Annotated in this window: 11 protein-coding genes; 8 read left to right on the forward strand and 3 right to left on the reverse strand. The window is 58.3% G+C overall.

Annotated elements, in window-relative coordinates; all coding sequences use genetic code 11:
- The 4 genes from E8M78_RS13040 (at position 1) to E8M78_RS13055 (ending at position 4,803) form a co-directional block, all read left to right on the forward strand.
- Positions 1-1,224 carry a DUF1501 domain-containing protein gene (locus E8M78_RS13040; protein ID WP_137135436.1) on the forward strand — a complete coding sequence of 408 codons (1,224 nt, stop codon included), beginning with the start codon at positions 1-3 and terminating at the stop codon, positions 1,222-1,224.
- A 602-nt stretch (positions 1,225-1,826) separates the two neighbouring features.
- Positions 1,827-2,861 carry a TRAP transporter substrate-binding protein gene (locus E8M78_RS13045; protein ID WP_137135437.1) on the forward strand — a complete coding sequence of 345 codons (1,035 nt, stop codon included), beginning with the start codon at positions 1,827-1,829 and terminating at the stop codon, positions 2,859-2,861.
- A gap of 89 nt (positions 2,862-2,950) precedes the next feature.
- The gene (locus E8M78_RS13050) at positions 2,951-3,493 is read left to right on the forward strand and encodes a TRAP transporter small permease (protein ID WP_137135438.1); all 543 of its coding nucleotides are present in this window, start codon (positions 2,951-2,953) and stop codon (positions 3,491-3,493) included.
- Complete coding sequence (locus E8M78_RS13055) at positions 3,493-4,803, forward strand: TRAP transporter large permease (RefSeq protein WP_137135439.1); 1,311 nt, start codon at positions 3,493-3,495, stop codon at positions 4,801-4,803. The genes E8M78_RS13050 and E8M78_RS13055 overlap by 1 nt, the downstream gene beginning before the upstream one ends.
- A gap of 681 nt (positions 4,804-5,484) precedes the next feature.
- Here the strand turns inward: E8M78_RS13055 and E8M78_RS13060 are convergent.
- Positions 5,485-6,792, reverse strand: a complete 1,308-nt coding sequence (locus E8M78_RS13060) for a phosphatidylglycerol lysyltransferase domain-containing protein (protein WP_246658334.1) — start codon at positions 6,790-6,792, stop codon at positions 5,485-5,487.
- A 175-nt stretch (positions 6,793-6,967) separates the two neighbouring features.
- Positions 6,968-7,423, reverse strand: a complete 456-nt coding sequence (locus E8M78_RS13065; RefSeq protein WP_137135440.1) for an Rrf2 family transcriptional regulator — start codon at positions 7,421-7,423, stop codon at positions 6,968-6,970.
- Positions 7,424-7,724: 301 nt separating this feature from the next.
- On the opposite strand from E8M78_RS13065, the gene E8M78_RS13070 reads away from it, so the two are divergent.
- The 4 genes from E8M78_RS13070 to E8M78_RS13085 all read left to right on the forward strand — a co-directional run bounded on the left by E8M78_RS13070 (position 7,725) and on the right by E8M78_RS13085 (position 11,498).
- The gene (locus E8M78_RS13070) at positions 7,725-8,465 is read left to right on the forward strand and encodes a phosphoadenylyl-sulfate reductase (protein ID WP_137135441.1); all 741 of its coding nucleotides are present in this window, start codon (positions 7,725-7,727) and stop codon (positions 8,463-8,465) included.
- Positions 8,466-8,568: 103 nt separating this feature from the next.
- Complete coding sequence (gene cysD / locus E8M78_RS13075; RefSeq protein WP_137135442.1) at positions 8,569-9,525, forward strand: sulfate adenylyltransferase subunit CysD; 957 nt, start codon at positions 8,569-8,571, stop codon at positions 9,523-9,525.
- Between the two features lies 1 nt (position 9,526).
- On the forward strand, positions 9,527-11,014 hold the full coding sequence (cysN, locus tag E8M78_RS13080) for a sulfate adenylyltransferase subunit CysN (protein WP_137135443.1): 1,488 nt from the start codon (positions 9,527-9,529) through the stop codon (positions 11,012-11,014).
- Between the two features lie 208 nt (positions 11,015-11,222).
- A complete protein-coding gene (locus E8M78_RS13085) occupies positions 11,223-11,498 on the forward strand; it encodes a hypothetical protein (protein WP_137135444.1) in 276 nt (91 codons plus the stop codon).
- A gap of 66 nt (positions 11,499-11,564) precedes the next feature.
- Here the strand turns inward: E8M78_RS13085 and E8M78_RS13090 are convergent, their stop codons facing one another.
- Positions 11,565-12,584: a LacI family DNA-binding transcriptional regulator gene (locus E8M78_RS13090; protein ID WP_137135445.1), complete on the reverse strand. Its 1,020-nt coding sequence runs from the start codon at positions 12,582-12,584 to the stop codon at positions 11,565-11,567.
- Positions 12,585-12,801: the final 217 nt, after the last annotated feature.

The raw sequence follows: 12,801 nt of genomic DNA on the forward strand, positions 1-12,801 counted from the left end.
ATGCTGTGCGAAAACCTCAACCCCACCCGCCGCGCGATCCTTGGCGCATCCGGCGCTCTGTTCGCCTGGGCTTTCATGCCGAAATTTGCGCATGCCGCGCAGGGTCGAGACCCACGCTTCGTCACCATTATCCTGCGCGGTGCGCTGGATGGACTAACCGCAGTGCCGCCGGTGGGTGACCCCGATTACGAAGGCCTGCGCCAGCAGATGACCATGCACACCGCTGGCGTAAACGCAGCCCTGCCGCTTGATGGTTTTTTTGCACTGCACCCCTCGCTCGCAAATTTCCAACGAATGTTTCAGGCAAAGCAGGCCGCCGTGGTGCATGCCAGCGCCACGGCCTATCGCGAGCGCTCTCACTTCGACGGGCAGGATGTGCTGGAAAGTGGATATTCCACCCCCGGCCATGTGGAAACAGGCTGGCTGAACCGTTTGCTGGAAGGGTTACCGCAGGGCGAGCGCATTGCGCCAGGCCCTTCGGAGCGGGTGCGCGGCCTGTCAGTCGGCTCCACGGCACCGCTGGTCATTCGCGGCAAGGCACCCGTACTGGGCTGGGCGCCTTCCATTCTGAAGGCCGCCGATGGCGATCTCGCCCCGCGTCTGACCGACCTCTACGGTAAGACAGACCCGCTCTTGGCGAAGCTTCTGAAAGAAGGCATCGAAACGGGGCGCATCGCCTCTGGCCTCGATGTCAAGGCCAAGGGTGGCGCGGGCGATCCGGACGGCATGGAACAGATGGCGCGCGGCGCAGCACGCCTGATTGCGCAGGAAGATGGTCCACGCGTTGCAGCGCTTGCCTTCGAGGGCTGGGACACCCACGCGCAGGAAACCGAACGGCTGGCCAAGCTTTTGCGCGGGCTGGACAATTCGCTTCTTGCCTTCCAGCAGGAACTGGGATCGGCCTGGAAGGATACGGCCATTGTGGTTGCCACAGAATTTGGACGGACCGCGCGCATCAACGGCACGGAAGGCACCGACCATGGCACCGGCACGGTCGCCTTCCTGGCGGGAGGCGCAATTCGCGGAGGTCGCGTGATCACCGATTGGCCGGGCCTGAAGGAAAAACAGCTTTTCGAAGCCAGAGACCTGAACCCGACGACCGATCTTCGCTCTGTCATCAAGGGCGTCGCGGTCGATCTTCTTGGAGCAAGCGCCGCGCATCTTGCAGAGGCTGTCTTCCCCGGCAGCCAGGCGGTGGCTCCCATGAAGGGGCTGATTGCCTGAACCCTGAAGGCAGCCCCTTGACCCGGACCGGTCGCAGCCTCCGCGACCGGTCCGTTTTCATTTCGTCTAACCTGTATCGCAGGCCCGATCCCGCGGCATCCATGGCCGGTTATATTACGACTTCAACGATTTACCAGAACCTGCTCGTCATAATTGTCAAAGGCCAGGTAAGCCATAGCATGCCACGGCGGACGGTGCAGGCAACCAGGGCTGATATTCAAAGGCATATACTTTAGCCGGTATCGGGCTACCCGTGGCGGAGACGAAAACACTGAAACGATACAGAGGCGTAAGCAAAGGCTTCCATAGCCACGGCACTGCTCCCTTTGCCTTTCTGAGCCAGGAAAGCCATAGTGGGAATATCATTCTGCTATCCTGGCAAAGGTGCAACCGGAGCATTTCCGTGAAAATATATCAAAACGGTTATATAATTGGCGACAATTTTTATTTGCGGCAAACGTCGGCACCTGTACGATAAGATCAGGAGGAGCCGCTTGGGAGGGCTGGCGAGGAGCAACTGCGGGATCAATTCTCAAGCTTGTAAACTCGTATTGCACAAAACACGATGCGGCACTGACGGCTACCACTCTGGGAGGAGAACCATGTTGCGCAAACTTATGCTCGCGGGCCTGTCGGCTTCCGCGCTTTCGATGACCGCACTGTCTGCGATGGCTGCAGACATAACTCTGAAGTTGCATCAATTCCTGCCACCGCAGGCCACCATTCCGGCCAAGGTGCTTGCACCATGGGCAGAGAAGATCAAGACAGACTCGGGCGGCAAGATCGAGGTTCAGCTCTATCCAGCCATGCAGCTGGGCGGCAAGCCCTCCGATCTCATCGATCAGGCAAAGGATGGCGTGGTCGATATCGTCTGGACACTGGTTGGTTATACACCGGGTCGCTTCCCGAAGTCGGAAGCATTCGAGCTGCCCTTCATGGTCACGAGCGGTGAGGCAACCTCGGTCGCCTTTTATGATTTCTATGAGAAGAACCTGAAGAGCGAGTTCAAGGATTATCACGTCCTGGCCGTCCACACCCACGGGCCGGGACTGCTGCACACGATCGGCTCCAAGCCCATCAAGTCTCTGGCCGACATGAAGGGCCTGAAGCTGCGCGGCACCTCCAAGGTGGTGAACCAGATGCTGGAAGCCATGGGCGCTTCTGCCGTGGGCATGCCGGTGACAGCCGTGCCGGAATCGCTTTCCAAGAGCGTGATCGACGGAACGGTCGTGCCGTGGGAAGTCACGCCTTCGATCAAGATTGCGGAGCTTGCACCCAACCACACGCAGTTCTCGGGCAAGACGGGCCTCTACACGGCTGCCTTCGTCTTCGCGATGAACAAGGACAGCTACAACGCGCTTACGCCAGAACTGAAAAAGGTTATCGATGCCAACTCTGGCAAGGAACTGGCTCGCAAGTTCGGTCAGGCGATGGATCAGGGTGACATCGCAGGCAAGGCGCTTGCAGACAAGGCCGGCAACACGACCTTTACACTTGACGAGGCGGAAACCGCCAAGTGGAAGGAACAGGGCGAAAAGGTGACCAAGAACTGGATCGCCGAGATGGACAAGAAGGGCCTCGACGGCACAGGTCTTTACAAAGACGCCGTCGCGCTCATCCAGCAGAACACGAAATAGTCCTCCCTCAACTGCCGGGCAGGAGCAGCCAATTCTCCTGCCCGGGCTCTTTTCATCCTTTCAACTGAAAGCAATTTTGAGGGCTTCTGATGCAACCCCATGATTCCGGGACCGCATTCCAGAAACTGGAAAAAGCTGTAACCATACTGGCTGCCGTTATGGTCGGCTTCGGCGGGCTGTGTCTCGTTGCGGCGTGCGCCCTGACAGGTCTTTCCATCATCGGCGCACTGACCATTCGCCCCATACCGGGCGAGATCGAGGTCGTGGAACTGCTCTGCGGGCTTGCGGTGTTCGGCTTCCTGCCCTTCTGCCAGCTGAAGCGCGGCCATGTGGGCGTCGACCTGCTGATTGCCGCTTTCGGCCAGAAGGCCATGAACGTGACGCAGCTGATTGGCGACATCATTATCGCAGGTCTTTTCGCCCTGATCACGTGGCGTCACTACATCGGCTTTCTCGACAAACTGGAAAACGGCGAAACGAGCCCGCTGCTTCTGTGGCCAATCTGGTGGGGCTATCTGGCGGCGCTGATCCTTCTGATCGCCAACGTTCTCGTCTGTCTTTTCATCCTCCTCGCCGACCTGCGTGACATACGTAACAAGAAGGCAATCGTTGCGGCCATGGGAGCACACTGATGTCCGGCATTGAAATTGGCCTCTGGTCCTTTCCGGTTTTGATTCTTCTCATCTTCCTGCGCGTGCCAATTGGCGCCGCCATGCTGGGCTGTGGCGTCGTGGGCACCTGGATGGTGCTCGGAAAATGGACGCCCATCCTGTCGCAACTGAAGTCGGTCATCTGGTCGACAAACGTCAACTACTCGCTATCGATCATTCCGCTATTCCTGCTCATGGGACAATTCGCAGCGCGCGGCGGAATGAGCCAATCCCTGTTCAATGCGGCTGCCGCTTTTCTCGGGCATCGCAAGGGCGGCGTTGCCATGGCGGCTGTCGGCGCCTGTGCGGGCTTCGGCTCCATCTGCGGCTCGTCTCTGGCAACCGCTGCCACCATGGCACAGGTCGCCCTGCCGGAACTGCGACGTCACGGCTATTCCGGTGGCCTTTCAACCGCGACACTTGCCGCTGGCGGCACGCTGGGCATCCTTATCCCGCCATCCGTTGTGCTGGTTATCTATGCCATTCTGGCGGAACAGAACATCGCCAAGCTCTTCCTTGCCGCTTTCGTACCCGGCATCATTGCCGCGCTTTCCTATCTGACGGTCATAGCCATCTATGTGCGACTGAAGCCGGAAAGCGCCGGTCAGGCCCCTCGCCTGCCCTGGGCCGATCGCATTCCGGCGCTGATTGCCGTATGGCCGGTGGTGCTGATCTTCTTCCTCGTTGTTGGCGGCATCTATCTCGGCTGGTTCACACCCACACAGGCAGCTGCAGTCGGTGCCGCCGGAACGGGACTGGTTGCCTGGAAAAACGGTGGGCTTGACCGCAAATCACTCACCGCATGCTTCAAGGAAACAGCCGTTTCTACGGGCATGATCTTCTTCATCGTGCTGGGCGCAACCGTCTTCAACTCGTTCCTCGCCTTTTCCCGACTGCCGCAGGTTGGCGCGGAATGGGTGACCGCGCAGGGCTTTGCGCCCATGACGGTGCTGATCATCATCCTCGTGCTCTACATCATCTTCGGCTGCATCATGGATAGCCTGTCCATGATCGTCCTGACGATCCCGATCTTCTTCCCGATCGTGACAGCCATGGACTTCGGCATGAGCCCTGAACACTTTGCCATCTGGTTCGGGATTCTGGTGCTGATGGTGGCGGAGATCGGCATGATCACCCCGCCGGTGGGCCTCAACCTGTTCATCATATCGGCCATGTCGAGAGAAGTGCCGGTGCGCGACACCTATCGGGGTATCGTTCCCTTTGTCACCGCGGATCTCCTTCGCATCATCCTACTGACAGCGTTCCCGATCATATCGATCTTTCTCGTCTGACCGGATTGATCCGACACTTCGGACTGAGGCCTGTTGTCAACGACAGGCCTCCTTTCTTTTGAAGGCAAGACGCAAGAAGGCGCGGGCAACGCGAAAACCGCACGACACCGGCTATGAGAAAAGGTTGTATTTCTCATAAATTAAATATCGGTGCGTGCATTTTTTAACTGGACACGCGCGGTCTGGAGCTCTAGTTTCCCCTTGCCAGCAAACAGGAGCTGGCAAATTAAAGCAAATGAATAAGTGATCGATTTGTTTTCATCTTGGGCATCATATTGCGCCCAGGCAATTTATTACAAGAATTTTTAGAATTATTACTTGCAATATCATTTGAAGCATCGACAGCAGATTTGGTTTTCTTTACGGTCCCCGCCGTAACAGAAGCAAGCAATTCAAGAACCGGTCTGTGCATTTTCGAGGAAGGATTGGCCTTCCTCGAAACCTTACGCTTGGCTGGCCGCAGCTAGAGCGTTCAAACAGGTGAAGTCCCTGCTTCGCTTGTCGCCGACGTCTTCGCCAAAGAAGGCGTCGGCGGCTGACAATCGGACTCTTCCGATTGGATCGCGGATGGGCAACTGATAGGCCACTGACTGACCACTGAGTAGCCCTTGATGCAGACAGCCTCGCGCGCTCTGCTATGGCATGCGCAATAGGCTTAGTTAGCAGATCTGTGCGAACTGGTTAGCGCGACTTGCGTAGAATGCCCTTCAACCCCCCTCCAATCAGGAGCGTCACATCATAGATGGAGGAGAGCGGCAGGCTGCGCCCCGAAACCACAAGATATCGCGGTTGCCAATCCGGATCGAATTTGGTCTTGAAGGTCTGGACGCCCTTGAAGTTGTAGAAGCGTTCTCCGGTCTCGTAGATGAAACGGCAGAGTTGGTGCCACAGAGGAGCGCAGCTGTGGGTCGATAGGCCCGCAAGCGGCGCCATGCCCAGATTGAGGGTCCGGAAGCCATCCGCCTTCAGATGTTCCATGATGCGCACGAACAGGAGATCCATCAGACCGCGATGCGTGCCCGGAATGTGGCGCATCAGATCGATAAACGCATCCTGCTCTGCTGTGGCGGTCGGGATTGAGGCAAAGGCAACGATTCGCCCTTCCTGTCGGATCAAGGCAACCGGCGAACGGCAAACATAATCCTCCCGGAACGTACCGAGCGAGAAACCTTTCTCCGCAGCATTGTGAGCGGTCAACCAGGCATCCGACACTCTGCGCAGTTCCGCCAGCACGTCCGGCACGCGCTCGGTGGGGAGGAACTCGAACGTCAGGCCATCGCGTTCCGCGCGGTTGACGGACCGGCGGAGCTTCATCCACTGCCCGCCCTTGAGATCGAAATGCTGAAGATCGACGATGGCCTGCTCGCCAAGCTTGTGAGCTGTCATCCCCGCTTCAATGGCAACCGGCAGGAAGTGCGGCGATACCTGGTAGAACACAGGACGGCATCGGGCAGCGCGCGCGCCTGCCATGAAATCCCGAACGAGGCCCGCCCATTCATCACGCGGCCCCACAGGATCGAACAGCGCGACCTGCGAGCGTCCCTGACGGGCATACATGATGAAAGCACGCCCGCTTTCGGAGAACAGCACCTGCTTGTCGCCAAGCCGCACCAATGCTGCCGTGGCGCTGCCGGTCTCCTGCAGAATGCGTTCTGCCTGATCGAGATCCTGCCGCACGGCCCTTGGCTGAAGCAGGCGAAAAGAATGCAGACCGCGCCGGCCAGCCCAGGCTCCGGCAAGGAGGGTAAAGGAGAAGGTCACACCGGTTTCGGGATCGACATTCGATCCGGACCACATGGGCAGCATCATGAGGCTCTCATCCAGGAAGAGATAAACGAAAAGCCCCATGGTCAATGCCAGCGTCGCCATGAAACCGACAACCGGACCGTACCAAACATGACGGAGACGCCTCGCCCACAGCACCTGCCAACCGGGCGCCATGTGCCTATCGTCAGGACGGGGTGTGATCGCCAGATGATCAGCGGCCATGTGATCCACGAGAGTTTTCCAACAATTCTGAGAAAGCCAAGAATAGATGCCCTGTATAGCGTGAAGCTTATCTCACGGACGCGTGAAGGAAGGCATAAACGGTACGGTTTCGGAGAGGTGAAGAAAATCTCTTCTATTCGTGCTCAGTCTTGACGAAATCTAAGTTTACTTGAACTCAGACATCTTCCAGCGAGGCGAGCGTTTCCGATGTGTTGCGTGTGCCGCTGACTGCATCGGCAATCGTGGTGGAGAACAGAACATCGCGGCTGGCATCGGCAACGCGGGCGAAGACATGCCGGATTTCGCATTGTTTTTCGCCATCGCAATCTTCGCAAGCCCGATAGGCTGTCAGCGAGAGGCAGGGCAAGGGCGCAATCGGCCCGTCGATCAGCCGCAACACTTCGCCGAAGGTGATTTCATTGGCAGTGCGCTGCAGCAGGTATCCGCCAAGCTTGCCGCGGCGGCTTTCCACAATGCCGCTCCGCTTCAGTTCCAGCAGGATCTGTTCGAGAAACTTCTTCGGAATGGCCTGCTGCACTGCGATTTCACTGATCAGCAGAGGACGCTGCCCATCCGCCTGGGCAAGGGCAGTCAGTGCGCGTAATGCGTATTTGGCCTTCTGGGAAATCATCAGCGACACTATGAATGGAGATGCCTGAACCGCAGCTGTACAGGCGATGCTCAAAGTCAAAACCGTATTTTTGCGGGCGGCATCCAGTAACGCAACCAAATGCAAAATACAAATGGCTTCATCGGGAGTGGTGGACGTTTTGGAACCACTGCGCGTTTCTGCGAGAGTGGGAGCGGATTTTTTCGTCAAGCGCCGACTGAGAGACTCATTTGCTCTGGGCACGCTGCGAACAGGAAGGGCATTGCTCGCAGTTTCCGCTGAAAGCCGCCATAATGATATCTATCAGAATTGGACAGTTTTCATGGAACAGACAGATTTCTCGGGTCAGGCCGCTCAACTGGATGCACAGTTGGCGGAGCTTGATCTCACAGACCGGCTGGCGCTTGCAGCGCGGCTGGGCAATGCCGTTTTTACAACGAGCCTCGGCATCGAGGATCAGGTCATCACTGCTGCCATTGGTCTGGCGCGACTGCCGATCGAGGTCTCTACGCTGGAGACAGGCCGTCTTTTTGCCGAAACAGTTGCTCTGATTGCCGAAACGGAAGAGCGGTTCTATCTGTCCATCAAGCGCTATGTGCCGGAGCAGGACGATATCGATGCCTATGCGGCGAAGTATGGTCTGAACGGTTTCTATGAAAGTGTCGAGGCACGTCACGCCTGCTGTCATGTGCGCAAGCTGAAGCCCCTGGCCAAGGCTCTGGAAGGCGCTGAGATCTGGATCACCGGCCTTCGCCGTGGCCAGTCGGGCAATCGCGCAACGACGCCTTTCGCGGAGTATGACGCGGACCGCAACCTGCTGAAGATCAATCCGCTGGCAGATTGGTCTCTTGACCAGATCAACGCCTATGTGGAGCGTGAGGCCGTGCCTGTGAACCCGCTGCATGCGCGCGGCTATCCTTCCATTGGCTGCGAACCCTGTACCCGCGCCATAAAGCCCGGCGAGCCGGAGCGTGCCGGTCGCTGGTGGTGGGAAAACGACGAGAAGCGCGAATGCGGCCTTCACGTTCACGAAGCGGCAAGCTCCATTCCCCAGCCAGCCTGATTTTCCCGAACACGCAATGAAGGGCAGCCGGCAAGCCGCCGAACAGCCTATCGACCATTCAAAGACGCACAGCCGGAGCAACCGGTAGGAAAGCCGAGACCACATGCACAAGCACACATCGGAATTCGATCCGCATCTGAAGGATCCCGTCACCAAGCCGCCGCTCGATCCGCATCTCAAGGCACTGGAAAACGAGGCCATCCATATTTTCCGCGAAGTGGCGGCCGAGTTCGAAAACCCGGTGATGCTTTACTCGATCGGCAAGGATTCCTCCGTTCTGCTGCATCTCGCCCGCAAGGCCTTCTTCCCCGGTCGCGTGCCCTTCCCGCTTCTGCACATCGACACCGGCTGGAAATTTCCGGAAATGATTGCCTTCCGTGACGAGATGGCAGAGCGCTTCGATCTCGATCTGGTCGTCTACACCAATCCGCGCGGTCAGGAAGAGGGCATCGGCCCGTTCAGCCACGGTTCCGCATACCATACGGACGTCATGAAGACCGAAGCCCTGCGCCAGGCGCTGGACGCTGGGAAGTATGATGCAGCCTTTGGCGGCGCACGCCGCGACGAGGAAGCCTCCCGCGCCAAGGAGCGCATCTATTCCTTCCGCACGCCGGACCATAAGTGGGATCCGCGCAACCAGCGCCCGGAACTCTGGAACATCTACAACGGCAATATTCGTCGCGGTGAAAGCGTGCGCGCCTTCCCGCTGTCCAACTGGACGGAAGTGGACATCTGGCGCTATATCCAGGCGGAAAACATTCCGCTGCCGCCGCTGTATTATGCCAAGAACCGCAAGTTCGTGGAGCGTGACGGCATGCTGATGTGGGCGGAAGATCCGCGTTTCCAGCCGCTGCAGGGCGAGCAGATCCAGGAAGGCATGCTGCGCTTCCGCACGCTGGGCTGCTGGCCGCTGACGGGGGGCATTCGCTCTACCGCGACCACGCTGGACGAAGTGATTGCCGAACTTGAAATCGCCACCGTCTCCGAACGCCAGGGTCGCGCCATCGACCGCGACCAGGCCGGATCGATGGAAAAGAAGAAGCGTGAAGGATATTTCTGAGATGACTGCTCCCGCAAACACAGCCGCTCTCGCCGAAGTTCAGGAACTGCCAGAAGCAGAGGCCGCGAAGGCAGTGAGGGATAGCCGACCCCTTCGCCTCATCACCTGCGGGTCCGTGGATGACGGAAAATCCACGCTGATCGGCCGTCTGCTCTGGGATACCAAGGCGGTCAAGGAAGATCAGGCCGCTGCCCTCTCGCGCGATAGTGGTAAGCAGAACGATCTCGGCCTGCCCGATTTCGCGCTGCTGCTGGATGGTCTTCAGGCCGAACGCGAACAGGGCATCACCATCGATGTTGCCTATCGCTACTTCTCGACCGATCGCCGGTCCTTTATCGTCGCCGATACGCCCGGCCACGAACAATATACCCGCAACATGGCAACCGGCGCCTCCACTGCGGACCTCGCCGTTTTGCTGGTCGACGCCCGTGCAGGCCTTCTGGAACAGACGCGCCGCCATGCAACCATCGCCTCGCTGATGGGCATCAAGCAGTTTGTTCTGGCCGTGAACAAATTCGACCTCGTCTCCTACGACAAGTCTGTGTTCGACCGTATCTCGCACGAGTTCAAGGAACTGGCCCTGTCGCTTGGTGTGCGCCAGATCACGGCGATCCCGATGTCGGCCCTCAAGGGTGAAAACGTTGTCTATGGCGCAGGCACCATCATGCCGTGGTATGACGGTCCGACGCTTGTGCAGGCGCTGGAACTGGCGACAATTCGCACAGCAACAGCCGGGGGTTTCCGCCTGCCCGTCCAACGCGTATCGCGCCCTGGCGAAAGCTTCCGCGGCTATCAGGGTACCGTTGCGGGCGGCTCGATCAAGCCGGGCGATTCCGTTGCCATCCTGCCGTCGGGCATGGTGGCAAACGTCAAGCAGATCGTCACCTTCGATCTGGTGCGCAATGCCGCCGTTGCGGGCGATGCGATCACATTGGTTCTCGACCGGCAGGTGGATGTCTCGCGCGGCGACATGATCGTTTCGCTGGATGGCCAGCCGATGACCGGCCTCGGCTTTGATGCACAGCTCGTCGCCCTGCAGCCCGGCGGCATCGAACCCGGCAAGCGCTACTGGCTGAAGGCAGGTTCGCGCCGTCAGCGTGTTGTCGTACAGCCGGTTTCCCAGCTTGAGCTTTCCAGCGGCAAGTGGAAGCCGCATGCGGAAACGCTGGCCATGAACGCCATCGGCAAGGTGCGCCTGAGCTTTGATGAGCAGGCGATTTTCGACGCCTATGAACAAAACCGCGCAACGGGCGCCTTCATCCTGATCGATCCGGATACCAACAATACGGTTGCGGGCGGCATGGTGACGGCAAAGCGCTCCGATCTTGGCGGCATTCACCGCGAAGGCGAGCGTGTTCTCCTGTCGCTGCCGGCTGATCTGGCGGAAGAGTTGATGGCGAGCGAGGCTTTCGCCGCGCGCCGTGATGACGTGGATATCCGCCGCATCAGCGGCCAGCGTTCGAACGAGATTTTCGAAACGCTGGAATAACCGAAAAGAAGGCCGGTTTCGCTGAGAGACCGGCCTTCTGCTCATTCTGCCCAGATCACGATGGCTTTGCTGCCAAAGGCGTTTCATCAACCAAGGTTGAAATCCGGCACAAAAAAGCCAATCGGTGGAGCTGAACGCAAGACAGACGCCGCCCGTCGACGTACTCTCCGACCGACTGCGTAGGCTCGATCAGAGGGGTGAAAAGCGCATGCCCAAATATACACTGAACATTGATTTGGGGCAGAATCCCCAGCTGGAATCGTTAAAACCATCGTACGTCATCATAACGGCGAAACCGTGCCATCAATCAACCCTCTGGCAAACACTGTCGCGCCCAGTTGATCTCAGAAATGTTACCTGGCAGGAACTTGACGCATCCTGGGTTGGAACGCCCGACAGTTCGCCCTCTGGAACCAAACTCATTGATGAGTTGTTTCGCGACGTCGACAGCCTGCCGATAGCTATCGGCAAAATTACTGACTGATTTTGACTAACTGATTTTGCGAGAAGGCAATTCTCTCTGTGCGCCGCCCCAGGCTCCAATCGCGCATCATAGCGTTCTCGTCGTGCCCCGCTTCATCAGCCGGAAACCGAGATCGACCATGGTTTCGCGTGGCATGTTGCCGACGACACCGCGGATCACCATATCCGCGGCACGATATCCCATATCGAAGAGCGGAACCTTGATTGTGGTCAGCGGCGGCTCCATCATCGTTGCAAAATCGAGATCGTTATAGCCGCAGATGCCGAAATCATTCGGCACGCTTTTGCCAATACGCTGGGCTTCGAACAATACGCCAAGCGCAAGGTCGTCCATCTGGCAAAACACGGCGTCGAGATCCGGATGACGCTGCAGGGTGATTCGCAGAAGTTCTGCCCCGATCTGGGCTCCGGTTGCAGGTCCCGAATGGCAAACGAGATCTTCGTCATAGAGACCGGCTTCCTGCATGACTTTGCTGTATCCCGCCAGACGCCGCCTGCCCCTTTCGTCTCCAACCGGGCCGAAAATCGCGACCTTCCGATAGCCACAGTTCAAGAGATGGCGGGTTGCCGCCGCCGCCGCGCTTGCATGATCGATGGCAATGGACGTTCCACCTGTCTGAAGGTGAATGTCGACGACCTGCACGACCGGACAGGCTGCGTTTTTCAGCAGCGTCCTGACCTGATCAACCCCTTCCAGCCCGGCAAGGATCATTCCGGCCGTGTTCTGCGACAGCAACAGCTTGACCTGACGGCTTTCCTCCTGAAGGCAGAGATGCGTATTGGCGTATTGCACGCGAAAATTCGTTTCGCGAACACGCTCCTCGACCCCTTGCATGAACCTGACGAAAGCCGGGTTCGTGAGCGATGAGACCAACACGCCGAAAGTAGAATTATGCCGGCTGGCCAGCGCCCGCGCTGCCTGATCCGGCACGTAACCCATATCCTCGATCAGCCCCAGGATTCGTCCCCGCAGCTGTTCTGATACTTTTTCAGGCTCTCGCAGAACCCGCGAGACGGTGATCGGGCTGACACCTGCGCGTGTTGCGACGTCCAGGAGGGTGGTCCGTTCGGATCTACCGCGTTTCAATCGTTCACCTGTATTGCATTCCAGATATGTGCCCGAAACATCCGACGGCCAGGGCCTGACAATCTTGCTGATCTGCACCCCGGGCACTGTGACCGTTGTTTAGACGCAGTGCACCATGGACAGTCGGGTTTTCTCTGGTGGCCAGAGTATCCGTACCTTTTTATTCTCGCAAGTTTTTAGATAGCAGTGGCTTGAATACAGGTCCAAGGGTACGGGA

The sequence above is a fragment of the Rhizobium sp. FKY42 genome (assembly GCF_005222835.1).
GTDB lineage: Bacteria > Pseudomonadota > Alphaproteobacteria > Rhizobiales > Rhizobiaceae > Neorhizobium.